Raw genomic sequence first — 26,341 nt, forward strand, 5'->3', positions numbered from 1 at the left:
GTTCGGGCCGTTCTTGTTGTTCGGCCCTGGCTCGGTTCGCTGCGACCCGGTTCGGTCAGCGTTCGATGAGGTTCTCGAACGTCCGACCCTCGGCCAGCGCGGCGACCTGCCGGCGCATCAGCTCGATCGACCGCGGCACGCTGAGGTCCGTGTTGCCCCCGACGTGCGGCGTGAGCACCGTGTTCGGCGTCGTCCACAGCGGGTGCCCCTCGGGCAGCGGCTCCGGGTCGGTGACGTCGAGTCCTGCCGAGAGCCGGCCGCTCTGCAGCTCGGCGACGAGTGCGTCCGTGTCGACGACCTTGCCGCGGGCGACGTTCACCACGACCGCTCCGTCGGGCAGTGCTGCCAGCAGGTCGGCGTCCACGAGCCCCTCGGTCTCGTCGGTGAGCGGTGCGATGAGCACCAAGACGTCGGTCGTCCGGGCGAGCTCGGCGAGTTCACCGAACGCGTGCACGTGGCGGCCGTCCTGCTCCCGGGCGGTGCGGGCGACGACGCGGACGTCGGTCTTGAAGGCCTCGAAGCGGGTGGCGATCGCGCCGCCGATGGCCCCGTACCCGACGACGGTCACGCGACGGTCGGCGAGCGAGCGGGTCTCGCGGGCGTCCCAGATGCCGGCCGCGCGGTCGAACTGGAAGGCGCCGATCTCGCGGAGCACCGTCAGCGTCAGGCCGAGGGCGAGCTCGGCGGTCTCGTCGTCGTGGATGCCACGGCCGTTCGCCAGGGCCGCGTGCTCCGGGACGTGCGGCAGCGCGTGCTCGTAGCCGGCGCTCGGCAGCTGCAGCAGCTGGAGGTTCGGCAGGTCGTGCACGTACTGCCAGCGGTGCTGCCCACCGAAGTAGAACGGCAGGAACGCGATGGCGACGTCGTCCGGGCGCCCGTAGGGGGCCTCGACGTCCCACACGTCGAGCTCGATCCCGTCCGGCACGGGGCCGAACCGGTCGACGAGCTCGGCGAAGGGCAGGGTGACGATCGACATCGCGTTCCGCCGCTCAGCTGTCGGTGCGGGGGGAGAAGGTGCCGTCCGAGGCGAGCGGGCCGCGGCCCAGGACGCCCTCGGTCACGGTCTCCTGGATGACGTCGCCGAAGCGGGTCGGCATCGTCGAGCCGTGCGTGGTGCGCAGCTCGTCGATGCTGGCGGTGAACGCCCCCTGGACCTCGAGCGCCTGCGAGTGGCCGTCCGTCACGCCGATGCGCAGGACCGGGAAGGCCCGGCCGTTGCACAGGCCCTGGAAGCGGACGTCGTCCTCACGGCGGACGGACACGACGACGCGGCCGGTCGACTCGGAGAACAGCGCGGTCGCGAGGTCGACCCCGTCCCGCTCCTGCAGCTCGTCGAGCACGACGCGTGCGCCGACGCCGAAGCGCAGGACGCCCTCGGCGAGCGTCTGGCCGAGGCCACCGTCCGCCAGGTCGTGGGCGCTCGTGAGCAGCTGCTCGTCGGTCGCTGCACGGAGCAGTTCGCCGAGGGCCTTCTCGCGGGCGAGGTCGACCGCCGGCGGACGCCCGCCGAGGTGCCCGTGCACGGTGCCCGCCCACGCGGAGCCATCGAGCTCGAGGCTCGTCGTGCCGAGCAGGTAGAGGTTGTGGCCGTCGTCCTGCCAGCCCGATGGGATGCGCTTGGCGACGTCGTCGATCACGCCGAGGACACCGACGACCGGCGTCGGGTGGATCGGCGTCGAACCGGTCTGGTTGTAGAACGACACGTTGCCGCCGGTGACCGGGATCCCGAGTTCCATGCAGCCGTCCGCCAGGCCCTCGACGGCCTGCGAGAACTGCCACATCACCTCGGGGTTCTCCGGCGACCCGAAGTTCAGGCAGTCGGTGACGGCCGCGGGGACCGCGCCGGTGACGGCGACGTTCCGGTAGGCCTCGGCGAGGGCCAGACGGGCACCCTGCTTCGGGTCGAGCTGGCAGTAGCGGCCGTTGGCGTCGGTCGCGATCGCGATGCCGAGCCCGGTCTCCTCGTCGACGCGGATCATGCCGCCGTCGTCGGGGAAGGACAGCGCGGTGTTGCCGAGCACGTAGGTGTCGTACTGGTTGGTGATCCAGCGCTTGTCCGACAGGTTCGGCGACCCGAGGAGCTGCAGGAACTGGGCCTTCAGCGCCGGGCCCGTCTCCGGGCGGTCGAGCGACTCGGCGCCGTCGGCCTGGAGCGCGTCGATCCAGGTCGGGTAGGCGACGGGGCGGTCGTACACGGGGCCGTCGACGGCGACCGTGCGCGGGTCGACGTTGACGATCTCCTGGCCCTGCCAGTCGATGACGAGCCGGCCGGTGCCGGTGACCTCGCCGAGCACGCTGGTCTCGACCTCCCACTTGCCGACGACCTCGAGGAAGGCGTCGAGCTTGTCGGGACGGACGACCGCCATCATCCGCTCCTGGCTCTCCGACATGAGGATCTCCTCGGCGGTGAGCGTGGGGTCGCGGAGCAGGACGTCGTCGAGCGAGATGTGCATGCCGCCGTCGCCGTTGCTGGCGAGCTCGGACGTGGCGCACGAGATGCCCGCGGCGCCGAGGTCCTGGATGCCCTCGACGAGGTCGTCTCGGAACAGCTCGAGGCAGCACTCGATGAGGACCTTCTCGGCGAAGGGGTCACCGACCTGGACTGCCGGACGCTTGGTCGGGCCGCCCTCGGTGAAGGTGTCGGACGCCAGGATCGACGCGCCGCCGATGCCGTCGCCACCGGTCCGGGCGCCGAAGAGCACGATCTTGTTGCCGGTGCCGGAGGCGTTCGCCAGGTGGAGGTCCTCGTGGCGGAGGACGCCGACGGCGAGGGCGTTCACGAGCGGGTTGCCCTGGTACACCGGGTCGAAGTAGGTCTCGCCGCCGATGTTCGGCAGGCCGAGGCAGTTGCCGTAGAACGAGATGCCGCCGACGACCCCGTGCACGACGCGCGCGGTGTCCTCGTGGTCGATCGCGCCGAAGCGGAGCTGGTCCATCACGGCGACCGGGCGGGCGCCCATCGAGATGATGTCGCGGACGATGCCGCCGACGCCGGTGGCAGCGCCCTGGTACGGCTCGATGTAGGACGGGTGGTTGTGCGACTCGACCTTGAAGGTCACCGCCCAGCCGTTGCCCACGTCGACGACACCGGCGTTCTCGCCCATGCCGACCATCAGGTCCTTCTGCATCTCCGGCGTGACCTTCTGGCCGAACTGCCGGAGGTAGTTCTTGCTCGACTTGTACGAGCAGTGCTCCGACCACATCACGGAGTACATCGCGAGCTCACCCGAGGTGGGGCGGCGGCCCAGGATCTCGCGGATCTTCGCGTACTCGTCCGCCTTGAGCCCGAGCGCCTCGTAGGGCTGCTCCTTGTCGGGCGTCTCGGCGGCGTCCTGCACGGTGTCGGGCTTCGGGCGCACGTGGGTCGTCACGGTGGTGTTGTTCCCTGTCACTGGCGTCGGCGTCGTCACTTGACGAGCGTCGACTCGATCACGGAGGTGAAGAAGGTGAGGCCGTCCGTACCGGAGGCCATCGCCGCGGGGGTGTCCGGGCCGAAGCCGGGCTCGGTCGCGTGCTCGGGGTGCGGCATCAGGCCGACGACGTTGCCGCGCTCGTTGGAGACGCCAGCGATGTCGTCGATGGACCCGTTCGGGTTCACGCCGACGTAGCGGAAGACGACCTGGCCGTTGTCCTCGATGCGCTTGATCTCGTCGGCGTCCGCCACGAAGCGGCCGTCGGCGTTCTTCAGCGGGATGGTGATCTCCTGCTGGGCGTCGAACCCGTTCGTCCAGGCGGTGCCGGCGTTCTCGACGCGGAGCTTCTGGTCGCGGCGGATGAACTGCTGGTGGGCGTTCCGCGTGTGCGCTCCGGGGACCAGGCGGGCCTCGGCGAGCATCTGGAAGCCGTTGCAGATGCCGAGCACGGGCATGCCCTTGCCCGCTGCGTCGATGACCTCGGCCATGATCGGGGCCTTCGCGGCGATGGCCCCGGCGCGGAGGTAGTCACCGTAGGAGAACCCGCCGGGCAGCACGATCGCGTCGACGCCCTGCAGGTCGTGGTCGCCGTGCCACAGGGCGACCGGGTCGGCACCAGCGAGACGGACAGCGCGCTGGGCGTCGCGGTCGTCGAGCGAACCGGGGAACGTGATCACACCGATGCGCATGGCGGTCACTTGGCGACGCCGTCCTCGGTGTCGGCGACGCTGACCGAGACGACGTCCTCGATCACGGCGTTGGAGAAGACGTCCACCGCGATCTCGCGGACCTCGGCGAGCTTGGCGTCGTCGACGGGGCCGTCGACGTGCACCTCGAATCGCTTGCCGATGCGGACGTTGGTCAGGTCGTTCTTGCCGAGGCGGGCGAGGGCGTTGCCCACCGCCTTGCCCTGGGGGTCGAGGATCTCGGCCTTCGGCATGACCTCGACGACGATCGTTGGCACGTGTTCACTCCAGCACGGGGGAATCGGGTGGGGACCGCTTCAGTCTAGGTGGCGCACGCGTCGCGGCGGGTGCGGTTGTGGAGAACTGTTCGATCACGTATATTCCAAGTCGAACATTTGGGATCGATGACGGACAGGAGGCTCGGATGGCGACGCTCACGCCGCTCGCGTACGCCGCGCTCGGACTCCTCAACGAGGGGCCGTCGCACCCGTACGAGATGTTCCAGACCATGACCCACCGCCGCGACGCACGGAACGTGAAGGTGCGGCCCGGCACGCTCTACCACCAGGTCGGCCGCCTGGTGGAGCACGGGCACGCGGCCGTCGTCGGCACCGACCGGGCGGGGAACCGTCCCGAGCGCACGACCTACGCGATCACGGACGCCGGCCGGGAAGCCCTGCACGACGGGCTGCTCGAGCTCATCTCCGCCCCGGCCGACGAGTACCCGGTCTTCCACCTGGCGCTCGCGGAGATCGAGAACCTCCCGCAGGACGAGGCCGTCTCCTCCCTCGTCGACCGGATCGCCGCCCTCGGGGCCCAGCGGACCGAACTCGACGAGATCCGTGCCGTCGTCTCGGCCAAGGCGTTGCCCGAGCGCTGGTGGCTGGACGTGTCGTACGTCCATGCGATGCTCACCGCTCAGATCGAGTGGCTCCGCGCCACGGTCGCCCGCATCGAGAGCGGCGACGTCCCCTGGACGGAACCCGGCACCGGCCCGGCCGTCCCTCCCCACACCTCCACGAACAGCAAGGAACCCACTCGATGACCACCGTCACGCCTCCGCGGACGACCGAGAAGAAGCCGTGGCCAGCCCTCTGGGCCCTGGTCGTCGGCTTCTTCATGATCCTCGTCGACTCGACCATCGTGTCCGTCGCCACCCCGACCATCGCCAAGGCCCTCGACGCGGACATCAACGCCGTGATCTGGGTGACCAGCGCCTACCTGCTCGCGTACGCGGTGCCCCTGCTCATCACCGGGCGTCTCGGTGACCGCTTCGGCCCGAAGGTGCTCTACCAGGTCGGCCTCGTCGTCTTCACCCTGGCCAGCCTCTGGTGCGGCCTGGCCGGTTCGATCGAGGTCCTCATCATCGCCCGCGTGGTCCAGGGCCTCGGCGCCGCGATGATGACCCCGCAGACGATGGCCGTCATCACGCGCATCTTCCCGCCGCAGAACCGTGGCGCCGCCATGGGTCTCTGGGGCGCGGTCGCCGGTGTCGCCTCGCTCGTCGGCCCGATCCTCGGCGGCCTGCTCGTCGACGGCTTCGGCTGGGAGTGGATCTTCTTCGTCAACGTCCCCGTCGGCGTGGTCGCCTTCGTGCTCGCGCAGCGCTTCGTCCCGACGTTCGACCGTCACCGACACCGCTTCGACTACCTCGGCATCGTGCTCTCGGCGGTCGGCCTCTTCCTGCTCGTCTTCGGCATCCAGGAGGGCGAGACCTACGACTGGGGCACCATCACCGGCCCGATCTCGGTCTGGTCGCTGATCATCGGCGGCATCGTCGTGCTCATCGCCTTCGTGGTGTGGCAGGGCGTGCAGAAGGGCGAGCCGCTGCTGCCGCTCGGCCTGTTCAAGGACCGCAACTTCACCCTCGCGAACATCGCGATCACGGCCGTCGGCGTCGCCATCTCGTCGTTCGCACTGCCGATCATGCTGTGGGCGCAGGACGTCCTCCGGTTCTCGCCGACCCAGGCGGCGCTGCTGCTCGTGCCGCAGGCCGTGATCTCGGCCGGGCTCGCACCGTTCGTCGGCAAGAAGCTCACCGTGTGGAACCCGCGCTGGGTCGCCGCGTTCGGCCTCGCCTGCTTCTCGGGCGGCCTGTTCTGGTTCGCCGCCCTGCTGAGCGCCAACGCCGACTGGGGATGGGTGCTCCTGCCGAGCGCGCTCCTGGGCCTCGCGAACGCCTGCATGTGGGGTCCGCTGTCGGTCTCGGCGACCCGCAACCTGTCCCCGCGCCTGGCCGGTGCCGGGTCGGGCGTCTACAACACCACGCGGCAGATCGGTGCCGTCCTCGGTTCGGCCGGCATCGCCGCACTGATCGAGGCCCGCATCACGGCCAACTTCCCGTCGGGTGCGGGTGGCTCGTCCGCGGGCGGTGCCGAGCAGCAGATCGGTTCGCTGCCGGGCTTCCTGCTCGACCCGTTCTCGAAGGCGATGGGGCAGTCCCTCATCCTGCCGGCGGTCGTGCTCGTCGCGGCCATCGTCGCCGCGCTGTTCCTCGCGAAGCCGAAGCAGACCGTGGCCTGGGCCCAGACGGGTGCGGTCACGACCCAGCCCGACGCCGAGGCCCCCGCCGCCTCGACTGCGCCCGAACAGGAGCTCGCGGCGACCGACCACCACGGCAAGCACGCCAGCGCCTAGCCGTCCCCGCACGCCCGGAGAGCCCCCGACCACGACCAGTGGCCGGGGGCTCTCCACGTCCGCCGGACAGTCCCGCGCCCCCGAGTCCCGACGCACGCGCGACGACCTCGACGTCCTACGACAGCGACGTCGCCGGCGAGAGCGGTCTGGGACGCGGGCCGGAGGCGCCGCCTCAGTCCCGCCGCGACAGGTGCGCCCGGGTCAGCGCGTCCATCTCCTCGTCGGTGAGGGCGTCGACGTCGCGGGCCTCGCGGCGGTCGGTCCGCTGCCACCGCACGAACAGGGAGATGAGCACGGGGACGTCCGCGACCTCGGCGATGAACCAGAGCAGGTCCCCGGCCAGGTGCTGGTCCCGCAGCGGCGACGGGAACCACGCCGGCCCCGACGCCATCACGGTCGCCCCGTCGAGCACGTGGTTCGTGATCCGCAGCACGATGCCCGGGATCGCGTCGAGCATCAGCTCCACGAAGGCGAGCAGGAACTCGGCGGTCACGAACGTCGACGAGCGCAGCACACCGGGCTCGGACAGGGGCGCGAGCAGAGCGAACCCGAGCATCGGTACGAGGACCGTGATCGCGACCGCGCCGACCGAGGACGTGCGGATCAGGGCCGACAGCGGTGTCAGCAGCAGGCAGAACAGCGCGAGGGCGACGAGCGGGGACACGATCGCCGTCCCGAGCACGCGCACCGGGCGTGACTCCATGACCGCGGAGGTGGCGCGGGCGAGACGAGCCGGGCCTCCCGTCCGGAGCAACGTGACGGGCGCGGCGAACGCGGCGAACGTGGGGACCGCGAAGAAGAGCAGTGCCAGGCGCAGGACGAACGCCCACCGCAGCGTCTGGTCGTACACGCCGACGATGCCGAACTGCAGCACCGCGAACAGGGCCAGCGCCCCGGCGAACGACAGCGACCGCCACCAGGGCCAGGGGCTCCCGGAGCGGTGCGCGCCGACCACGAGCCAGCCGTAGGTCCCCGCCGCGAGGACGAGGAGTGCGACCGCCAGCGGGTCGACGTGCCAGATGCTCCAGAACTCGGACGGTGACGGCGTGGGGTGCCTCCTGCGGATCGCGCTGCAGGATCATCCTGCGACCGCGGAGCCGCGGTGGTCGGTCGAATCCGGTGAGAAGCGGCTCAGGCGCAGGGCGTCCGTGCGACACCGGCGTTCCACGTCGCCGCCTGCGCCCGCCGCCGACACACCTGCTCGATCGGTCAGCCGAACGTCACCGGATGGCGCTACAGTGGTCGTTGTCTTGACCAGCGCAAAAGAAGGGGTCCTCATGGATGACGACGCAGATCTGCTCCGCACCGCCGGACTCCGCGTCACGACCCCGCGTCTCGCCGTCCTCCGGGCGACCGAGACCATGCCGCACGCGACGGCTGACGACCTGGTCACGGCGCTCGCCGCCGAACTGCCGACCACGAGCCACCAGGCGGTCTACGGCGTCCTCGCGGCACTGACCGGCGCCGGACTGGTCCGACGCATCGAGCCAGCCGGCAGCCCCGCGCGGTACGAACGGCGCACCGGCGACAACCACCACCACATCGTGTGCACGATGTGCGGCGCGATCGCGGACGTCGACTGCGCGGTGGGCCATGCGCCCTGCCTGACGCCGTCCGACACCCACGGCTTCGCGGTCACCACAGCCGAGGTCACCTACTGGGGCATCTGCGACGCGTGCGCTGCAGCGGAACGCGTCGACGCTGACGTCGAGCCGGTCCCCGCCTGACCCACCGTCGGCCGCCACGGCCGACCCCATGAGCCACCCGAGCATCCCCGTCCGAACCAGCCCCACCCCAGGAGGAACCGTGTCCGACCAGAACACGCCGACCGGCACCCCGTCCACCACTCCCACCACGACGACCAACAGCGGCGCCCCCGTCTCGAGCGACGAGCACTCGATGGGTGTCGGCGCTGACGGGCCCATCGCCCTGCACGACCACTACCTCGTCGAGAAGCTCGCGCAGTTCAACCGCGAGCGCGTCCCGGAGCGCGTCGTCCACGCGAAGGGCGGCGGCGCGTTCGGCACGTTCACCGTCACGCAGGACGTCAGCCGCTTCACCCGCGCCGCGTTCCTGCAGCCGGGTCAGCAGACCGAGATGCTCGCGCGCTTCTCCAGCGTCGCCGGCGAGCAGGGCTCCCCGGACACCTGGCGCGACCCCCGCGGCTTCGCGCTGAAGTTCTACACGACCGAGGGCAACTACGACCTCGTCGGCAACAACACCCCGGTGTTCTTCATCCGCGACGGCATCAAGTTCCCCGACTTCATCCGCTCGCAGAAGCGCCTGCCGGGTTCGCACCTCCGCGACCACGACATGCAGTGGGACTTCTGGACCCTGTCGCCCGAGTCGGCGCACCAGGTCACGTGGCTGATGGGCGACCGCGGCCTGCCGTCGAGCTGGCGCCACATGGACGGCTTCGGGTCGCACACGTACCAGTGGATCAACGCCGACGGCGAGCGCTTCTGGGTGAAGTACCACTTCAGCACCGAGCAGGGCCACGCGACGCTGACGCAGGAGGACGCCGACCGCATCGCCGGTGAGGACGCCGACTTCCACATCCGCGACCTCCACGAGGCGATCGAGCGTGGCGACAACCCGCGCTGGACCCTCGCGGTGCAGGTCATGCCGTACGAGGACGCTGCCAGCTACCGCTTCAACCCGTTCGACCTGACGAAGGTGTGGCCGCACGCGGACTACCCCCTCATCGAGGTCGGCACGATGGAGCTCAACCGCAACCCGGAGAACTACTTCGCGCAGATCGAGCAGGCGACCTTCGCCCCCTCGAACTTCGTGCCCGGCATCGCGGCCAGCCCCGACAAGATGCTCCTCGCGCGCATCTTCAGCTACGCGGACGCCCACCGCTACCGCGTCGGCACGAACCACGCGCAGCTGCCGGTGAACGCCCCGAAGAACGAGGTGCACTCGTACTCGAAGGACGGCGCCATGCGCTTCGACTTCCAGAAGTCCGAGGTCCCCGTCTACGCGCCGAACTCCCTCGGTGGCGCGCACGCCGACCCGAACGCCACCGACGACGCCCCCGGGTGGGAGTCCGACGGCGCGCTGCAGCGCTCCGCCGCGACGCTCCACCCCGAGGACGACGACTTCGGCCAGGCCGGCACGCTCTACCGTGAGGTCCTCGACGACGCCGCCCGCGAGCGCCTGGTCGGCAACATCGCCGGGCACGTCTCGAAGGTGACGCGCGACGACCTGCGCGAGCGCGTGTTCGCGTTCTGGACCAACGTCGACCCCGACCTGGGTGCGCGCGTGCGCGCCGCGGTCGCGCCGAGCGCGCCGGGATCGAACGAGGACCCGGAGAAGGTCGCGGTCCAGGCGTAAGCCCCAGCCGTTCCACACAGACGGGAGGCACGGTGCCAGCTGGCACCGTGCCTCCCGTCTGTCGTCTGGCTGGATCAGACCTGTTGTCCGTTGAGCCAGATGGGGCCGGTCGGCCAGTCCCCGAGTGCTGCCGTCACCGGGCGCACCATCCAGCCGCCCTGCTCGGTGTTGGTGATGCCGGCGCCCTCGGCGGTGAAGGCGTTGAACGTGCCGACGGCCTCGGGGAACTCGTGCCAGCCGAGGTGGCTGTAGAACGGGATGCGGTCCTCACCCGCGCCGAGGAAGCCGAACGGCACGCGCAGCCCGTCGAGCACGGCGTGCGTGCGCGTCATGAGCTCGCGACCGACACCCGTTCCCTGTAGTCGTGGGGCGACCGCCACGAGGCCCGTGTCGCCGACCAGGACGTCCTCGCCGCCCACCGTGACGAACATCCGCCGGATGCCCACGTGCGCCAGGACCACACCGTCCTCGTCGTGCGCGAGCACGCGACGCTCGGGCTGCATCCCGGACCAGCTGCGGCCGCCCACGTACCAGTGCGACCAGTCCGGGAACGCCTGCCCCAGCATCGCCGCGATCGCCTCGTGGTCGGGGAGTGACAGCGTGCTCTCCTCGACCACCTCCCACCGGATGTCGTCGCTCATCGGTCCATCCTGCACGGTGCTGCTGCGAGGGGTTGCACTGTCATGCTGACCGGTAATACGTTACAGGTCACCACGAGGGGTTCGCGGGACACGGGGAGGAAGAACCATGATCACGAAGTTCGTGCTCGGAGCAGCCATCATCGGCACGGTCGTCAGCGGCGGCATCGCGTTGGACGTCGTGCGGGCGCCGGAGGCGAAGGCGGCGGCGTGCTACGGGTCGGTCAGCATCTGGAAGGGGAAGAACAACACCTGCTCGTCCGCGCGCCACTGGGACGCCATCAAGAACTCCAACGCCAAGTACGGCGCCTGGGTCGGCAAGGGGAAGTGGTCGCAGCAGAATGCCTGCTGGGCGAACGTCGTCTCCTACGGGATGACGGCCAGGTAGATGCGGTTTCGAGAGCACGGCCGCGCCGCGGCGGTCGTCCCGGGCGCGGTCGTGGTCTCGTTGTTGCTGACGGGTTGCTCCGCTGACGAGGCTCCGGGTGCGATCGGGGGCACCGACCACGCCTCGTTGGAGCGTGCGGGGCCTTGGGCCGAGGACTTCCGGGACGCGCTCGCCCACGGTGTCTCTGACTACGAGGCGGGCATCCTCTCCGATGGGCAGGTGACGATTGCCGAGGTCGAGGATGCACACGACCGGATCGGTCGGTGTCTTGAGGACTCCGGCTACACGATCATGTACAGCGCCGATGGCGGTTTCGAGATCGGGAGTCTGCGCGGCGGATCGCCGAGCAACGACATGACCCGGACGAACGCGGTGCTCGAAGCATGCGAGAAGCGGTACGACGAGTACGTGACCATGCTCTTCCAGGAGACACGGCGCAACCCGGAGAAGCAGGACGAGGCGAAGATCACCGTCGCCTGTCTCCGCCGAGCTGGGATCGTCGGCAAGGCCTACACAGAACGGAAGTGGCAGTCCGAGTACGACAGCGGGGTCTTCTCGTTCAACGACTCCGACCCCCGCGCGCAGCAGTGCGACCTCGATCCGCTCGGACTCTGGCGGGACGGATGAGCCGGGGAGAGGGGGCCGTGTCCGGGCCGCTCATCGCTCTCGGCAGCGTGATCGTCGCGGCTGCGACAGCTGTCGGCGTCGTCGTCGCGCTCCCGGTCGGACCACCGGCGGCCCTCGCGACCGCGACACCCGCCGACACCGTCGCGGTGACGGAACGCTCGGACGCCGACGAGCGGCAGGTGCAGCTGGCGCTCGACACCGGTGCGCCCCGGGCGGTCGTCACGACACGCGCGGGGACGGTCACGGCGTCGTCGTGCACGACCGGCGGAGTCCTGCGGAGCGGGCTCGAGATCGCTCGGATCGACGACGTCCCGGTGATCGCGATGGCGACGGGGACACCGCTGTACCGCGACCTCGCCGTGGGCGACCGCGGGGACGACGTCCGCGGGCTCCAGCAGGAGCTCGCTCGACTCGGGGTCCCGGTCACGGTCGACGGGATCGTCGGACAGGCAACGCTCCGGGCCGCCCAGCGCTTCCTCCTGATGCACGGCTCCACGCGCGACGACCTGACGGACGACACGATCGAGCGGTCGGCGTTCGCGTGGATCCCGTCGGCTGAGACCACCGTCCGGACGTGCGCTGCGGTCGTCGGGGCTCCGGTCGGTGCTGACGGCGTGCTGGTGGAACTGCCCGCCGAACTCCGAGGCGCGCGGGTCGAGCAGCTCCCGAGCGACGCCGTGGCAGGCGCTCGCCGAGTCGTCCTCGGACAGGTGCATGCCGATGTCGACGAGCGCGGGGTCGTCGTCGACCCGTCGTCCCTCGCGGCGATCGGCGCACTGCCGGAGTACGCCGCGACGGTGGCGTCGGCCGACGGCGTGCCGAGCCTGTCTGCGTCGTGGTCGTTGCGGGATCCACTCGAGGTCCGGGTCGTCCCACCGACGGCGCTGTGGGACGTGCACGAGGACCACGCCTGCGTCCAACCGGCCGAGGGACAGCCGCTCCTCGTCGAGGTCGTCGGGTCGGAGCTCGGGCAGTCGTTCGTGCGCCTCGACTCGGGCACCGCGCTCGACCCGGGCACTGCACTCGACCGGGTCCGCGCGACGCCGGACCGAGGGCGATCGTGTCGGTGAACCTCCACGCGGTCGGTCACCGCTGGCCCGGCGGCACGGAGCTGTTCCGCGGCGTCGACTGGGCCTTCGAAGACGGGTCGGTGACGGCACTGGTGGGGCCGAGCGGGTCGGGCAAGTCGACGCTGCTCGCGGTCCTCGCCCGGATGCTGGTGCCGACGGCCGGGGCGGTGGAGCTGCCGACCGGTGCCGAGGTGCTGTGGGTCTTCCAGAACCCGCACGGCGTCGCGCGTCGGTCGGCTCTGGACCACGTGTCGCTGCCGTTGCTCGCGCGGGGGCTGACCCGTCGTGCGGCGGATGACCGAGCCATGGAGATCCTCGAGCGCTTCGGTCTCGCGCGACGGGCATCGGCACGGTTCCGGGAGCTCTCCGGTGGCGAGGCGCAGCGACTCATGCTCGCTCGAGGTGTGGCGTCCGCGCCGACGCTGATGCTGGTCGACGAACCGACGGCACAGCTCGACCGTGCGACTGCTGCGGAGGTGAACGACGCCATCGGTGAACTCGGAGCGACGGGGACCACGGTCGTCGTCGCGACCCACGACGACGCCACCCGCGATGCGTGCGGGGACGTGCTCGACCTGGGGCGGTTCCGGTGACCGGTCGGCGGGGTCCAGGTCGCGGACGCTTGCGCACGGCGGAGGTGCTCCGCGAAGCATGGCGGGACCTCGCGACGGGAGCCGGAGGTGCGGTGACGTGCGCGGTCGTCCTCGCGGTGCTCCTCGCCGGGGTGGTCGGACTGCGCACGGCGGCGGCCACGGAGGACGTCCGCGCCGCCGCCCGCTTCATCACGTCCGGTGCGGCGACGCAGGTCTTCACCGCCGAGGGGCGCATCGACGGCGCCGCGTGCGCAGCGCTCGCGGACGACGCGGACGTCCTCGCGTCCGGGGCGGTGCGCCGAGTCGAGGACGGACTGGTCGTCGCTGCGCTGCCGGGCACGTCCGTCCCGACCTACGAGGTCTCCGGTGGGTTCCCGGCCGTGGTCGGCGTCGACGGCGTCGTCGGTGGCGCTGGCGTCGTGGCCTCGGCTGAGGTCGCGGACACGCTCGGTGTCGAGCCCGGCGGGCGCATCGAGCCCGCCCAGGGCGCGGTCCCGGTCGCGGGTGTCTACGCCTGGCCGGACGACGGCCGTGACCCCGACCTGGGGTACGCGGTCCTCGCGCCCGCGATCGACGACGGCACCCCGTTCGATGCCTGCTGGGCGACGATCTGGCCCGCGGACGACACCGCGCTCACCGGCCTCCGTCGGACACTGCTGCCGTCGACCGGCGCCGAGGACGACGCCCGGTCGACTTCGGGTCAGCTCAACCCGCGGTCCGGGACGACCTTCACCCCGGCAGCGACACCGCCGAGCGGGGTCGTCGAGACCGTGGTGCTCGGCATCGGTGTGGCGGTGGGCCTGGGCGCGGTGGTCCGGCGACGACTCTCGATCGCGTCCGACCGGCACGTCGGGGTGACCGTCGGCGCACAGGCGTTGGGCGTCGCGATCCAGCACGGTGCGTGGTCGTTCGTCGGTGCCGCACTGGCCGTGGCCGCGTCAGTCGTCCTGGTGCGCGGGCTCCCGGTCGCCGATGCGGGGCCCATCGTGGTCCGCGCGGTCGTCCTGTGCGCGCTGGGGCTCCTGGGAGCCGTGGCGGGCGGGGTCGCCGGCGTGGCCCTCGTGCGGGAACGGTCGCTGCATCGCTACTTCCGGACCCGGTGAGGTGAGCGTCGTGCCGGGCACGGGCCGAGCCTCCCGTGCGAGGTCGACCACTCCGTGCGCCGCATCAGCGTCGCACCAGGTTGCGGACCTCGCACCAGCCGAGCGGCCGCGCACGGTGCGGGCAGCGAGCAGCGAGCAGCGAGCCGCGCACGGTGCGGGCAGCGCCGCCGCCTCCTCACCCGCGCCCGGGCGCCGTGACCTCGATGCGGTTCGCCCACGGGTCCTCGAACGCGACGGTGCGGCCGTCGTCGGCCGTCTGCACGCCGTGGTCCCGCATCCGGGCGGTCAGTGCGCCGAGGTCGTCGACGCCCGGCACCTCGATGCGCACGAGCCCCAGCCCGAGCGCGAGCTGCCGACGTCCGGCACCGCGGGAGTTCCACGTGTTCATCGCCATGTGGTGGTGGTACCCGCCGGCGCTGACGAACAGGGCCTCGCCCCAGCCCGCGGTCGTCGCGAAGCCGAGCTGGTCGACGTAGAACGCGCGGGCGCTGGCGACGTCCCCGACGGACAGGTGCACGTGCCCCACCCGGGCTGGACGCGCCCCGGCGTCGGATAGCCCGGTCGACGTCAGGTGCTCCTGCAGGAACGCGTTCGGGTCGACGTACTTCGTGTCCATGTCGACCATGCCGTGCGTCCACGACCACTCGGTCCGGTCGCGGTCCCAGTACAGCTCGACGCCGTTGCCCTCGGGGTCGGTGAAGTAGAAGGCGTTGCTGACGAGGTGGTCCGCGCTGCCGGTGAAGGTCTGCGGGTACTTCGTCGCGACGGAGTACAGCGCGGCGGCCAGGTCGGCGCGGGTGTCGAACAGGACCGCGGTGTGGAAGAGGCCGGCCTCGTGCGCTCCGGCATGCGCGAGGACCGGCGCGTGCTCGAGCACCACGACCGGCGTCGTGCCGCGTCCGAGCACGGCGACTCCGCCCGCGTTGGACAGCAGCGTGAGCAGGACGCCGTCGCGGTAGTAGGCGATCATCCGGTCGAGGTCGGCCACGCGGAGGGTGACGGCGCCCATGCCGGTGTCGGCGGCGAGGAGGTCCTGGGTCTGCATGGCTCCAGTCTCCGCCGATTTGGTTGACGCGTCAACTAAATCGTCCCGCGACCAACCGGACTCGTCCTGGGAAGCGGCCCCGAGCCTCCCGGCAGCTGCGACGAACGGACGTCGCGACGTCGCGACGACGAGCCGACGCGACGTCGCGACGACCTGCAGCCGCGACGCGCGGGCGCGAGCCACCAGGGACAGACCCTCACGTCGCGGTACCGTTCTCGCGTGGCGGAGACCGAGGGAGCGGCGGCGGCGCCGTTCGAGTACCGCACGGGCGGGGACGACGACGTCTCCCTGCACCGGATCGGGACGAACGGACCGCAGACCGGCACGATCGGACCCCGTCCCGCCCACGTGCTGTTCTGGCTGTCGGACGGGCACGCCGTCGTGACCGCCGACACCGGTGACCGGTGGGAGGTCGGACCCGGCCGGCCGGTGATGCTCTCGGCCCCGGTCGCGTACGCGTTCGACACCGATGCCACCCGGATGACCCTGCTGCACCTCACGCCGTCGTTCCTCGACGCCGTGGCCGCACGGACCTCCGACGACGGCGCCGCCGGCGATCCGTGGGAGTTCGTCCAGCCCGAGGCCTCGGACATCCGACTCGAGCCGCTGCGAGCGCTGCTGCGCGAGGTGACCGCGCAGATCCTCGACCCCGACCTGCCCGAGTCGGACCGCCAGAGCGTGAACCGCCGGGTGGCCAAGGTCGTGCTCTCGACGTTCACGCGCTCCCGGGCGGACGTGGAGAACCGGCTGCGGCGAGCCGTCCGGTTCGTGCACGACCAGGCGGCGGACGACATCACCGTCGGGGACATCGCCGACGCCGCCGGGCTCAGCGAGCGCGGGGTGCAGGACCTGTTCCGCCGGACACTCGACGTGACGCCGATGCGGTACCTGCGCGAGGTCCGTCTGGACCGCGTGCACCTGGAGCTCCAGGCGCGACCGGCCCGCGTGGTGGTCACCGTGCAGGACGTCGCCAGGCGGTGGCAGTTCATGCACCTCGGCCGGTTCGCGGCGAGCTACCGCGAGCGGTTCGGGGAGAGCCCGCACGAGACGGTCGAGCGAGCCGGCCCAGGCCGAAGTCACCGGGACTGAGGCGAGCAGTTTCTCCGGACTCAGCAGCCGATCGAGGTCAGCGTGACGTCGGTCACCTTGCCGCTCTCGATCATCGCCGTCTGCGTGCAGAGGTCGTTCGCACGGACCGTCACCTTGCCCACGGCGATGCCCGCGAAGCGCAAGGTGTCCCCGGGGAACGCGCGCTGCTGCGCCGCGGTGCGCCCGTTCGGGATGAGGACCTCGACGCGGTACTGGTGCTCGGCCTCGTTCTGCGACACCGTGACGGTGATGCGGCCGGTGGAGTCCTGGGCGCCACAGCCGGACAGCGTCAGCGCCGCCACGAGGGCGACGACGAGCACGGTGGCAGAGCGACGGATCACGTGACAAGCCTACGACGGCGACCCGGCCCGGTTGACCCGCCTACTGGGGCCAGGAGTCCTCTGATGGGGGGACAGGCGATGTCCGGTTGGCGCGCTAGCGTGGAGGCATGACAGTCGGGACCGGAACGAGCGTGCAACCGACGTCTCGTCCGGACGCGGTGAAGCGGGCTGCGCTCCTCGCCGCCCTCGACGTCGCGCAGGGTGGGACCGAGGAACGCTTCGAGCGGATCACCCGCATCGCACGCGAGGCCTTCGGCGTCTCCGGCTCCTTCCTCAACCTCGCGAACGAGGACCACCTCCTCATCAAGTCGCAGCAGAGCGACGAGGTCTTCAGCGGCCCCATCCCGCTGCAGGACACCTTCTGCGGCCGGACCATGGCCGAACCGGGCGCCGTGCTCGTCCCCGACGCCCTCGTCGACGCGCGGTTCCGCGACCTGCCGATGGTGACCGGCGACCCGAACGTGCGCTTCTACGCCGGCGTCCCGCTGCGGCTCGGCTCCGACGCCGTCAAGGTCGGCACCCTGTGCCTCATCGACCAGCAGCCGCGCACGCTCAGCCCCGACGACGTCGCCCTGCTCCACGAACTCGGCACGTGGGCAGAGCGCGAGCTCGCCGCCGGCGCCGACGAGGACCGCCTGCGCTCGGTGCTCACCGGACTCGAGCCGGGCCCCGTCGACGTGCCCGGGTACCTCGTCGACGGCATGTCCGTCCCGCACGGCGTCGTCTCCGGCGACTTCCACGACTGGCACCGGTCCGGCGACGCCCTCGTCGTGACCGTGTCCGACGTGATGGGCAAGGGCATGTCGGCCGGACTCCTGGGCGCCGGCATCCGCGGTGCCGTCCTCGCCCGCGGCGACGAGCAGCCCGCCGCCGCCGTCGCAGCACTCGAACGCCAGGTCGCGCCCGAGCTCAGCCGGGCCGAGTCCTTCGCCACGTTCTTCCACGGGCGCCTCGACCCGGCGACCGGGCACCTCGACTACGTCGACGCCGGACACGGTCTCGTGCTGCAGCTGCACGCCGACGGCACCGAGACCATCCACCGGTCACTGGACCTGCCGCTCGGCCTGCACCCCGTCGGGCTGCCTCGGACCACCGGCTCCCTGGTGCTCGAGCCGGGCGACACCCTCATCGTGGTCAGCGACGGTGCGCTCGAACTGTGGGACTCCACGCTCGCGTCGCTCTCGCGGCTGGGTGGCCTGTACCGCAAGGCCACGGACACCGCGTCCTTCCTGGAGCGCATCCGCGCCCGGGCCCGCACGCACGACCCGGGTGACGACCTGACGGTCGTGGTCATCGCGCGCGAGGGCTGACGCGGCAGGGGCTGCGGTGCTCTGGTGCCGCGTCGGTCGCTCGGTGCGCCGTCAGTGCGGCGCACCGGGTGCGGAACCCCGCACCGGCGGAGACCGCGCGCACGGTGCGACCGTCCTGTGGCTGGCCACCGTCGGACTGGAGGCTGTGCTCACGACGTGCGCCGTGCCTCCAGTCCGGCGCGGTGCCGGCTCAGGGCCGCACTGTCACCCGCCGAGGGGTGGGGTTCCGTCGCTGCGCGACGGCGAGTGGCCGGGTTCCGTCGCTGCGCGACGGCGCCCGGGGTGCCGAGTGGTCGGGTTCCGTCGCTGCGCGACGGCGCCGGGTCGCCGAGCGGTCACGTCCTGTCGCTGCGCGACGGCGAGTGGTCGCCGTCTGTCGCGTGCGGGAGCGTGAACCGACAGGACGTGACCAGTCGGCGGACGTGAGCGGGGCGTCGTGACCACTCGACGCGACCGCGACCGCGACCGCGACCGCGGCGGCGACGGCGACGCCGCCGGTCGCCGCACGGCTCCGGCGTCAGGCGCCGAGGCGCTCGATGAGCTCGCGGTACCGGGCAGCCGTCCGCTCGACGATCTCGTCGGGCAGCACCGGCGGCGTGCCCTGACGGTCCCAGTGCGCGCTGAGCCAGTTCCGCACGATCTGCTTGTCGAACGAGTCCGTGCGGTTGCCGGCCTCGTAGGAGGACGCGTCCCAGTACCGGCTGGAGTCGCTCGTCAGGACCTCGTCCCCGATGCGGATCTGCCCGTGGGTGTCGTGCCCGAACTCGAACTTCGTGTCCGCGATGATGACCCCGCGCTGCAGGGCGATCGCCGCCGCTTCCGAGTACACGTGCAGCGAGAGGTCGCGGAGCGTCGCAGCGACGTCCGCCCCGACGAGTTCCTCGGTGCGCTCGAACGAGATGTTCTCGTCGTGCTCGCCCTGCGGCGCCTTGTACGCGGGCGTGTAGATCGGCTCGGGGAGTCGGTCGCCGTCGGAGAGCCCGGCGGGGAGCGGCACGCCACAGACGCTGCCGGACTCCTGGTACTCGGCCCACCCGCTGCCCGAGAGGTACCCGCGCACGACGCATTCGACCGGGAACATCCGCAGCGGCATCACGTGCATGGACCGGGTGGCGACCTCGTCCGGCACCGGGGTCGTGGTGGCGGAGGGGCGGAGCAGGTGGTTCGGGACGTCACCGAGCTGGGTGAACCAGAAGCGGGACAGGCGCGTCAGGAGCTCGCCCTTGCCCGGGATCGGCGGCTCGAGCGCGAAGTCGTAGGCACTGACGCGGTCCGACGCCACGAGGAGCAGCTCGGTGGCACCGGCGACGTTCGCCGTGGTGGCCGGGACGTAGAGCTCGCGGACCTTGCCGGACGAGACGTGCTTCCAGCCGTCAATCCGGGGTGCGGCGTTCATCGGACGACCTTCGTGGCGATGTCGGTGCGGAACTGGGCACCCGGCAGGGTGATGTCGTGCAGGCCGGCGTAGGCGCGGTCCCTGGCTTCGGTGAAGTCGGACCCGGTCGCGACGACGCTGAGCACGCGGCCGCCCGTCGCGACGAGCTCGCCGTCGAGCAGGCCGGTGGCCGCGTGCAGGACCGACACGCCCTCGCGCGCGTTCGCGGTGTCGACGCCGCTGATCGGGCGACCGGTCTTCGGGTTCTCCGGGTAGCCCTCGCTCGCCAGGACGACGGTCACCGCGACCTGGTCGTGGAACGCCGGCGCGGGGGTGCCGCCGAGCTGCCCGCCGGCTGCCGCGAGCAGGAGTGCGCTGAGCGGGGTGGCCAGGCGGGGGAGCACGACCTGGGTCTCCGGGTCGCCGAAGCGGGCGTTGAACTCGATGACCCGCACGCCCTGCTCGGTCACGATCAGCCCGCAGTAGAGGAGCCCGACGAAGGGGGTGCCCTCGTGCTCCAGGCGGCGGACGGTGGGCAGCGCCACCAGGTCGGTGACCTCGTCGACGAAGGCCTGCTCGGAGCCCCAGCGGTCGGCGAGCCAGGGCAGGGGGGAGTAGGCCCCCATCCCGCCGGTGTTCGGGCCGAGGTCGCCGTCGCCGAGGCGCTTGTAGTCCTGTGCGGGGCTGAGCGCGCGGACGTCGTGGCCATCGCTGAGGAAGAACAGCGAGACCTCTTCGCCGTCGAGGAACTCCTCCACCACGACGGGGCCGTGCTGCAGCCAGTAGGTGGCGTGGTCCACGGCGGCCTGGCGGTCGTCGGTCACGAGGACGCCCTTGCCCGCCGCGAGCCCGTCGGCCTTCACGACGTACGGTGCGCCGAGTTCGTCGATGGCGGCGACCGCTTCGTCCAGCGTGCCGGCGGAGAGGGGACGGCCGGTGGGGACCGAGGCCTCGGCCATGATGCGCTTGGCGAAGGCCTTCGAGCCCTCGAGCGCGGCGGCGGCCTTGCTCGGCCCGAACACCGGGATGCCGCGGGTCCGGAGGGGGTCGGCGACGCCGGCGATCAGCGGCGCTTCGGGCCCGACGACGACGAGTTCGACGCCGTTCTCGAGCGCGTACTCGGCGACGAGCGGACCGTTCGTGGGGTCGAGTGACACGGTCTCGACGTCGGCGGCGATGCCGGCGTTGCCGGGCGCGGCCGTGATGACGTGACCGGCCTGCTCCGCCAGGAGCGCCGTGATGATCGCGTGCTCGCGGGCACCGGAACCGAGGACGAGGATTCGCACCCGATCACCCTACCGAGCCACGGCGTTCCGCTGGGGTGCACCGGCTAGCCTGTGGAGATGCCGGGGAGGACGATCGACGATGCCGAGGGCGCAGCCGCACTGCGCGCCGTCGTCGAGGGTGCGACGGAACGGCCGCTCGTCGCCATGGCCGTGCGGTGGACGCTCCAGCGTCTCGCCGAGGACGTGCCGGGCAACAGCGTCGAGGTCCGCGTGCCGCCGTTCGCCGCCGTGCAGGCCGTGCCCGGACCCCGCCACACCCGTGGGACCCCGCCGAACGTCATCGAGACGGACGCGGCGACGTGGATCGCGCTCGCGACGGGGACGCTCCGCTGGGACGACCCGACCGCCGCCGTGCGCGTCAGCGCCTCTGGTTCCCGAGCGGACCTGGCGTCGTTCCTGCCCGTGCGGACGCACGGCCTCGGCCCCGTCGACTGACGACCGCGCTCCCGGTACCCGGGGGGATCGAATTAGGTAGTGCCTACCGATGTGGCAGGTGCTACCGCAGTCGTACCGTAGAAGTCGCCGGGATTCGGACCCGACCCGAACGGGTCCGAACCCGGCGACATCGCCCACGGTACGCGACAACCGTCGCTCCGTGTCAACCATCCGGCGTGGCGTGCTGCATTCCGCAACCCGATTGCGGATTCTGTCGCGCCCGGTTGTCGATGGAGCGCTCCCGTCCCCGCCCGCGGACCACCAGCCGCCGGTGGGGCGGAGCGGGCCTCAGACCAGGTCGGCGAGCTCCGACCGTGCGTGCAGGTCCCACTTCGCGAAGATCCGGGACATGTGCGCGTCGATCGTCCGGACGGACAGGCCGAGCTGCTCTGCGATGGACCGGTTCGAGAGGCCCTCGGCGGCGAGCTCCGCGACCTCGTACTCGCGACGGCTCAGCGGTGGGCGCGAGCGCTGCGCGGTGACGTACAGGCCCCGCGCGGCGAGTGCCCCCTGTGCGGCGATGGTCCTCGTGCCGTCCCCGGCGAGCACCGCGTCGGCGTACTCCCGCACGGCCGCCGCCATCGGCCCGTCGACACGGTCGACAGCAGCGCGAAGCCGTCCGATCGACGCGGCCGGGTCCCGCCCGTTCATGAGGTCGTTCGCGTACAGCAGGACCTCGCCGAACATCACGCTCGTCCAGGCACCCCCGGCGGTGGCCCGCTCGATGACCTGCTGCGCGTGCTGCACGCCGGCGGGGTTGCCGAGCGCGGTCTCGGCCCAGGCGATCGAGATGGCGATCTGCTCGCCGGTGATCCGCATGGCCCGCGGGGGGACGCTCCGCGCGCGCTCGAGCGCGACGCCGGCCTCCTCGGCACGACCGGCGGACGCCAGCGCCATCGCCAGCCGTGCCCAGGGGTACGCACCGAACCCGCCGTGGTCGGCCACCGCGTAGCGCTCGCACGCCGCCGAGAACGCGGTGACGGCGTCGTCCCACCGTCGCTGCCCGATCGCCAGGTTGCCGACGCCGATGAGTTCGAGGGTGAAGTCGTACTTCAGGAACGGGCTGGACCGCTTGACCGAGATCTGCGTGATGAGGTCGGCGTAGTCGCCCCGCCAGACCTGGACCTGGTGCATGACGGACAGGAGCTCGCCGACGCTCCACGGGGCTTCCTCGACGTGCACGGTCGCGGTCGCGAGGGCCGCCCGCCCGAGGGTCATGGCGTCCTCGAGTCGTCCGCCCGTCGCCAGGGCCATCACGGCGCACGGTGCGACGCAGAGGAACGACATCGGCACGGTGGGGGCGTCGACGATGCCCGAGCGCTCGACCTCGGCGCGGACACCGGTGAAGTCGCCGCCCCAGCCGAGGTGTGCCAGGCGCAGCAGGCGCAGGCGCTCGACGCCCTCCGGCCCGACGAACGCGGTGGCGGTGTCGGTGAGGGCGACGGCGGCCTGCACGTCGTCGTCGTGGAACTGCCGGATGTTGGCCAGGGTCTCGCAGGCCTCGATGACCGCGGCGTCGGGGACCTCGTCGTGGCGGGTCCTGGCGATCTCCCACGCGGCCTCGGCGTCGGCGCGGCCGGCTTCCCGCCCGGCGCTGTACCCGCGGGCCAGGGAGCGCAGGCAGTGCGCGCCGACCCGCTGGGCGGCGCTGAGGTCCGCTCGGAGCGCGGCCGAGCTCAGGGCGACGGCGCTCTCGTGCTCCTGCAGTCGACCGGCCACCTGCGCGGCGTCGAGCAGCTGCGGCACCGGCGGCAGCACTCCGCACTCGATCGCCCAGAGCGCGGCTCGGAGCCGCGCGGCCGGGACGGCACCGGCGGGGTGGTCGGTGCGGAAGGCGTTGGCGCGGGCGAACAGCGTCGTCCGCCGGGCCACGGGCACGAGTGACCGGACGACCTCGCCGACCAGGGGGTGCGACGGCCGCACGATCGGGGCGCCGTCGGCGAGCGAGTCGATCCGCACGAGGCCGAGCGCGACGACCCGGTCGACGTCCCCGCCGCCGACGAGCCCGAGCAGTCGGGACAGCGGGATCGGGTCGGCGAGTGCCACGATGTCGACGACGTCGCGCAGGTCCTCCGGCAGCGCGCCGAGTTCCGTCCGGTACATGTCGGCGAGGCTGTTCGACGCGGTGATGCGTCCGCGCCAGTACCAGCCGGACGCCGTGTGGTCGAGGTCACCGGAGGCCAGCGCGGCCCGCACGACCTCGCGCAGGTAGAGCGGGTTGCCCTCGGTCGCCCGGTGCACGCGTTCCACGGACGCCGACTCGAGCGGTGCCCCGAGGGCGTTGCCGATGAGCGTCGCGGTGTCGTTGAGGTCGAGCGGTCCGAGGTCGATCCGCTCGAGCAGGTCGTCCTGCCATAGCGAGCGCAGCGGCTCGGCGAGGGCTGTGAAGTCCCGGCACGTCAGCACGAGCCGTGCGCCCTGGTTCCGGACGAGCCAGGCGACGTACCTGGCGGAGATCGCGTCGAGGTGGTCGGCGTCGTCGACCCGGAGCAGCAGGTCGCGGTCGACGACGTCCGCGGCCTCGCGGAGTCGCTGCTCGGCACCGGCCTGGTCGGCGAGCAGCTCCGCGGGCAGGTCGCCGAGCTGTTCGGAGACGGCGCTGAACGGCATCGTGGCGCCGCCGGCCACGGCGGTGATCGGCACGACGAGTGTCCGGTCGGCGCTGTCCCGGCGGGCGACGCGGTCGGTCACGCGGGCCGCGGAGGTGCTCTTCCCGAGTCCGGGCGCCCCCACCAGGGCGACGCTCGTGCCGTGCTCGGCGACGACGGCGACGGCCCGGTCCTCTTCACGGCGCTGCATGACGGGCCAGGCGATCCGCGCGGGCACGGCGCTGCGCCGGTGTTCCGGCAGCATCGGTCCGGTCATCCTGCGTCACCCCCACGTTCCGGATACCAAGCGGTACGGAACCATCATCCCCCGGATCCGCCTCCGTCGTGAGGCCCCGACACGTCCCAAGGTGGGGGACAATGGGACCGTGAGCACCACCGACCACCCTGACGACGCTGCCGCGCCCGCACCCGACACCGCTTCGACCTCGGACGAGGTCACCATCCGGCGCGCGCCCAAGTTCGGTGTCTTCATCGTCGGCGGTGCCCTGCTCGGCTTCCTCGTCACGATCATCGTCATCGCGGCGACGATGGACATCGACCGCGGTGACAAGACCGAGACCGTCGGCTTCAGCGGTCTGGTCGGCTACTTCGGCCTCTGGGGCGTCACCATCGGCATGGCGGTCGGCGCCGTCGTCGCCGTGGTCCTGGACCTCGTGCTCGCCCGCCGTGCCGCCCGCCTCACGGCGGAGCGCATCGCCGTCGACCTGCCCCCCGAGACGGTCGAGGGCGAGATCGACGACCGCGGCGACCAGCCGCGCTGACCGCTCCCGGTCACGTCGTGGCCGGCCCTGCACGGACGGGAGGCACGGTGCCAGCTGGCACCGTGCCTCCCGTCCGTCGTCCTGGTCGCGACCAGGACCGCGCTCAGCTGAGCTGGTTGGCCTCGACCCAGGACAGGTACTCGGGGCTGACCGTGCCGGTGACGTACTCGCCGGTGAAGCAGCTCATCTCGAGGTCGGTGACGTCGGAGCCCTCGATGATGGCGTCCCGCATGTCGCCGATCTCCTGGTAGATCAGGTGGTCGCTGCCGAGCACCCGGTTGATCTCCGGGATCTTGCGGTCGTGCGCGATGAGCTCCTGCCGCGTCGGCATGTTGATGCCGTAGACGTGCGGGAACCGGACCGGGGGAGCGGCGGAGGTGAAGGTGACCTCGTTCGCACCGGCGGCCCTGGCCATCTCCACGATCTCCTTGCTCGTCGTGCCGCGCACGATCGAGTCGTCGACGATGAGGATGTTCTTCCCCTTGAACTCCGACGACATCGCGTTGAGCTTCTGGCGCACCGAGCGTTTGCGCTCCGCCTGCCCGGGCATGATGAACGTCCGGCCGACGTAGCGGTTCTTGTAGAAGCCCTCGCGGTACTCGATGCCGAGCTTCTGCGCGACCTGCATCGCTGCGGGGCGTGAGGAGTCCGGGATCGGCATGACGACGTCGATGTCGCCGGTGGGGGCGTACTGCTCGATCGTGTCCGCCAGGCGGTTGCCGAGCCGCAGGCGGGCGTCGTACACGGAGATGCCGTTCATGACGGAGTCCGGACGGGCCAGGTAGACGTACTCGAACGAGCACGGCACCAGGCGCGGGTTCTTGGCGCACTGACGGGCGTGCATCGTGCCGTCCATCTCGATGAAGACGGCCTCGCCCGGGGCGACGTCGCGGACGATGTCGTACCCGCCCGACTCGAGCACGAGCGACTCGGACGCCACGACCCACTCGGAGCCGCCGGCGTCGCTGAAGCGGTGTCCGAGGATGAGCGGGCGGATGCCGAACGGGTCGCGGAAGGCCAGCAGCCCGTGGCCCGCGATCGTGGCGATGGCGGCGTAGGAGCCCTCGACGCGCTCGTGCACGCGCTCGACGGCGTCGAACACCTGCCCGGCGTCGAGCTCGCGGCCGCGCACCTGGCCCTGCAGCTCGTGCGCCAGGACGTTGACGAGCAGCTCGGTGTCCGAGCTGGTGTTGAGGTGCCGACGGTCGATGTCGAACAGCTCGCGCGTCAGTTCCCGCGTGTTCGTCAGGTTGCCGTTGTGCACGAGGACGATGCCGTACGGCGCGTTCACGTAGAACGGCTGGGCTTCTTCCTCGTTGCTCGCGGTGCCCTTGGTGGCGTACCGCACGTGGCCGAGGCCCATCGTGCCGAGCAGGGCCCGCATGTCACGGGTGCGGAAGGCCTCGCGCACGTGACCACGGGTCTTGTGCATGTGGTGGATGTGCCCCTCGACCGTGGCGATGCCCGTCGAGTCCTGTCCCCGGTGTTGCAGGAGGAGCAGTGCGTCGTAGATGGATTGGTTTGCTGGCCCCTGATTGACGAGGCCGACGATGCCGCACATGCGCGGAGTGCTCCAGACCGTAGGATCGGGTGGTACCG

Annotated in this window: 25 protein-coding genes; 13 read left to right on the forward strand and 12 right to left on the reverse strand. The window is 71.7% G+C overall.

Translation table 11 applies throughout. The features are described 5' to 3' along the window. Nucleotides 1-55 precede the first annotated feature (55 nt). The 4 genes from ITJ68_RS04380 to purS are packed head-to-tail and all read right to left on the reverse strand — an operon-like array spanning nucleotide 56 to nucleotide 4,377. Nucleotides 56-976: a 2-hydroxyacid dehydrogenase gene (locus ITJ68_RS04380; protein WP_194660073.1), complete on the reverse strand. Its 921-nt coding sequence runs from the start codon at nucleotides 974-976 to the stop codon at nucleotides 56-58. Nucleotides 977-989: 13 nt separating this feature from the next. Further along, nucleotides 990-3,371 (reverse strand): phosphoribosylformylglycinamidine synthase subunit PurL, encoded by a 2,382-nt coding sequence (gene purL, locus ITJ68_RS04385; RefSeq protein WP_268096343.1) that lies wholly within the window; start codon nucleotides 3,369-3,371, stop codon nucleotides 990-992. A 35-nt stretch (nucleotides 3,372-3,406) separates the two neighbouring features. Further along, entirely contained in the window at nucleotides 3,407-4,102 is a 696-nt protein-coding gene (gene purQ / locus ITJ68_RS04390; protein WP_194660198.1) for a phosphoribosylformylglycinamidine synthase subunit PurQ, read from the reverse strand. A 5-nt stretch (nucleotides 4,103-4,107) separates the two neighbouring features. Further along, nucleotides 4,108-4,377 carry a phosphoribosylformylglycinamidine synthase subunit PurS gene (purS, locus tag ITJ68_RS04395; protein WP_194660074.1) on the reverse strand — a complete coding sequence of 90 codons (270 nt, stop codon included), beginning with the start codon at nucleotides 4,375-4,377 and terminating at the stop codon, nucleotides 4,108-4,110. Nucleotides 4,378-4,523: 146 nt separating this feature from the next. On the opposite strand from purS, the gene ITJ68_RS04400 reads away from it, so the two are divergent. Next, entirely contained in the window at nucleotides 4,524-5,144 is a 621-nt protein-coding gene (locus ITJ68_RS04400; protein WP_194660075.1) for a PadR family transcriptional regulator, read from the forward strand. Then, on the forward strand, nucleotides 5,141-6,736 hold the full coding sequence (locus tag ITJ68_RS04405; RefSeq protein WP_194660076.1) for a DHA2 family efflux MFS transporter permease subunit: 1,596 nt from the start codon (nucleotides 5,141-5,143) through the stop codon (nucleotides 6,734-6,736). Before ITJ68_RS04400 ends, ITJ68_RS04405 begins: the two co-directional genes overlap by 4 nt. Nucleotides 6,737-6,908: 172 nt before the next feature. Here the strand turns inward: ITJ68_RS04405 and ITJ68_RS04410 are convergent, their stop codons facing one another. Beyond that, a complete protein-coding gene (locus ITJ68_RS04410) occupies nucleotides 6,909-7,802 on the reverse strand; it encodes a cytochrome c oxidase assembly protein (RefSeq protein ID WP_323743219.1) in 894 nt (297 codons plus the stop codon). Nucleotides 7,803-8,013: 211 nt separating this feature from the next. Here ITJ68_RS04410 and ITJ68_RS04415 point away from each other — a divergent pair, with 211 nt between their 5' ends. Next, nucleotides 8,014-8,463, forward strand: coding sequence for a Fur family transcriptional regulator (locus ITJ68_RS04415; RefSeq protein ID WP_194660078.1), 450 nt, complete (start codon nucleotides 8,014-8,016; stop codon nucleotides 8,461-8,463). 79 nt (nucleotides 8,464-8,542) lie between these two features. Beyond that, a complete protein-coding gene (locus ITJ68_RS04420; RefSeq protein WP_194660079.1) occupies nucleotides 8,543-10,072 on the forward strand; it encodes a catalase in 1,530 nt (509 codons plus the stop codon). Between the two features lie 74 nt (nucleotides 10,073-10,146). Here ITJ68_RS04420 and ITJ68_RS04425 read toward each other — a convergent pair whose 3' ends face one another. Then, nucleotides 10,147-10,713 carry a GNAT family N-acetyltransferase gene (locus ITJ68_RS04425; RefSeq protein WP_194660080.1) on the reverse strand — a complete coding sequence of 189 codons (567 nt, stop codon included), beginning with the start codon at nucleotides 10,711-10,713 and terminating at the stop codon, nucleotides 10,147-10,149. Nucleotides 10,714-10,819: 106 nt separating this feature from the next. Here ITJ68_RS04425 and ITJ68_RS04430 point away from each other — a divergent pair, with 106 nt between their 5' ends. From ITJ68_RS04430 to ITJ68_RS04450, 5 genes are read left to right on the forward strand one after another with little or no spacing between them, the layout of a single operon-like run. Then, nucleotides 10,820-11,098 (forward strand): hypothetical protein, encoded by a 279-nt coding sequence (locus tag ITJ68_RS04430; protein ID WP_194660081.1) that lies wholly within the window; start codon nucleotides 10,820-10,822, stop codon nucleotides 11,096-11,098. After that, nucleotides 11,099-11,725 carry a hypothetical protein gene (locus tag ITJ68_RS04435; RefSeq protein ID WP_194660082.1) on the forward strand — a complete coding sequence of 209 codons (627 nt, stop codon included), beginning with the start codon at nucleotides 11,099-11,101 and terminating at the stop codon, nucleotides 11,723-11,725. Continuing rightward, a complete protein-coding gene (locus ITJ68_RS04440; protein WP_194660083.1) occupies nucleotides 11,722-12,795 on the forward strand; it encodes a peptidoglycan-binding domain-containing protein in 1,074 nt (357 codons plus the stop codon). The genes ITJ68_RS04435 and ITJ68_RS04440 overlap by 4 nt, the downstream gene beginning before the upstream one ends. Further along, nucleotides 12,786-13,388 carry an ABC transporter ATP-binding protein gene (locus ITJ68_RS04445; protein ID WP_194660084.1) on the forward strand — a complete coding sequence of 201 codons (603 nt, stop codon included), beginning with the start codon at nucleotides 12,786-12,788 and terminating at the stop codon, nucleotides 13,386-13,388. The genes ITJ68_RS04440 and ITJ68_RS04445 overlap by 10 nt, the downstream gene beginning before the upstream one ends. 29 nt (nucleotides 13,389-13,417) lie before the next feature. After that, nucleotides 13,418-14,491, forward strand: coding sequence for a hypothetical protein (locus ITJ68_RS04450; RefSeq protein ID WP_194660085.1), 1,074 nt, complete (start codon nucleotides 13,418-13,420; stop codon nucleotides 14,489-14,491). Between the two features lie 175 nt (nucleotides 14,492-14,666). On the opposite strand, the gene ITJ68_RS04455 is transcribed toward ITJ68_RS04450, so the two are convergent. Then, nucleotides 14,667-15,536, reverse strand: a complete 870-nt coding sequence (locus ITJ68_RS04455; protein ID WP_194660086.1) for a VOC family protein — start codon at nucleotides 15,534-15,536, stop codon at nucleotides 14,667-14,669. A gap of 219 nt (nucleotides 15,537-15,755) precedes the next feature. Here ITJ68_RS04455 and ITJ68_RS04460 point away from each other — a divergent pair, with 219 nt between their 5' ends. Further along, the gene (locus ITJ68_RS04460; RefSeq protein WP_194660087.1) at nucleotides 15,756-16,625 is read left to right on the forward strand and encodes a helix-turn-helix transcriptional regulator; all 870 of its coding nucleotides are present in this window, start codon (nucleotides 15,756-15,758) and stop codon (nucleotides 16,623-16,625) included. Between the two features lie 20 nt (nucleotides 16,626-16,645). Here the strand turns inward: ITJ68_RS04460 and ITJ68_RS04465 are convergent, their stop codons facing one another. Then, nucleotides 16,646-16,966, reverse strand: coding sequence for a hypothetical protein (locus ITJ68_RS04465; RefSeq protein ID WP_194660088.1), 321 nt, complete (start codon nucleotides 16,964-16,966; stop codon nucleotides 16,646-16,648). Nucleotides 16,967-17,073: 107 nt separating this feature from the next. Here ITJ68_RS04465 and ITJ68_RS04470 point away from each other — a divergent pair, with 107 nt between their 5' ends. After that, nucleotides 17,074-18,276 carry a PP2C family protein-serine/threonine phosphatase gene (locus ITJ68_RS04470; protein WP_194660089.1) on the forward strand — a complete coding sequence of 401 codons (1,203 nt, stop codon included), beginning with the start codon at nucleotides 17,074-17,076 and terminating at the stop codon, nucleotides 18,274-18,276. A gap of 517 nt (nucleotides 18,277-18,793) precedes the next feature. On the opposite strand, the gene ITJ68_RS04475 is transcribed toward ITJ68_RS04470, so the two are convergent. Both ITJ68_RS04475 and purD read right to left on the reverse strand, forming a co-directional pair. Further along, on the reverse strand, nucleotides 18,794-19,672 hold the full coding sequence (locus tag ITJ68_RS04475; protein WP_194660090.1) for a phosphoribosylaminoimidazolesuccinocarboxamide synthase: 879 nt from the start codon (nucleotides 19,670-19,672) through the stop codon (nucleotides 18,794-18,796). Then, a complete protein-coding gene (gene purD, locus ITJ68_RS04480; RefSeq protein WP_194660091.1) occupies nucleotides 19,669-20,937 on the reverse strand; it encodes a phosphoribosylamine--glycine ligase in 1,269 nt (422 codons plus the stop codon). Before purD ends, ITJ68_RS04475 begins: the two co-directional genes overlap by 4 nt. A 57-nt stretch (nucleotides 20,938-20,994) precedes the next feature. On the opposite strand from purD, the gene ITJ68_RS04485 reads away from it, so the two are divergent. Beyond that, nucleotides 20,995-21,372: a sterol carrier family protein gene (locus ITJ68_RS04485; RefSeq protein WP_194660092.1), complete on the forward strand. Its 378-nt coding sequence runs from the start codon at nucleotides 20,995-20,997 to the stop codon at nucleotides 21,370-21,372. Nucleotides 21,373-21,660: 288 nt separating this feature from the next. On the opposite strand, the gene ITJ68_RS04490 is transcribed toward ITJ68_RS04485, so the two are convergent. Next, nucleotides 21,661-24,225: a helix-turn-helix transcriptional regulator gene (locus tag ITJ68_RS04490; protein WP_194660093.1), complete on the reverse strand. Its 2,565-nt coding sequence runs from the start codon at nucleotides 24,223-24,225 to the stop codon at nucleotides 21,661-21,663. A gap of 121 nt (nucleotides 24,226-24,346) precedes the next feature. Between ITJ68_RS04490 and ITJ68_RS04495 the strand changes: the two genes are divergently transcribed. Continuing rightward, nucleotides 24,347-24,742: a hypothetical protein gene (locus ITJ68_RS04495; protein WP_194660094.1), complete on the forward strand. Its 396-nt coding sequence runs from the start codon at nucleotides 24,347-24,349 to the stop codon at nucleotides 24,740-24,742. 103 nt (nucleotides 24,743-24,845) lie between these two features. On the opposite strand, the gene purF is transcribed toward ITJ68_RS04495, so the two are convergent. Beyond that, entirely contained in the window at nucleotides 24,846-26,303 is a 1,458-nt protein-coding gene (gene purF / locus ITJ68_RS04500) for an amidophosphoribosyltransferase (protein ID WP_194660095.1), read from the reverse strand. Nucleotides 26,304-26,341 lie beyond the last annotated feature (38 nt).

This window comes from Curtobacterium sp. VKM Ac-1395 (assembly GCF_015350975.1).
Lineage (GTDB): Bacteria > Actinomycetota > Actinomycetes > Actinomycetales > Microbacteriaceae > Curtobacterium.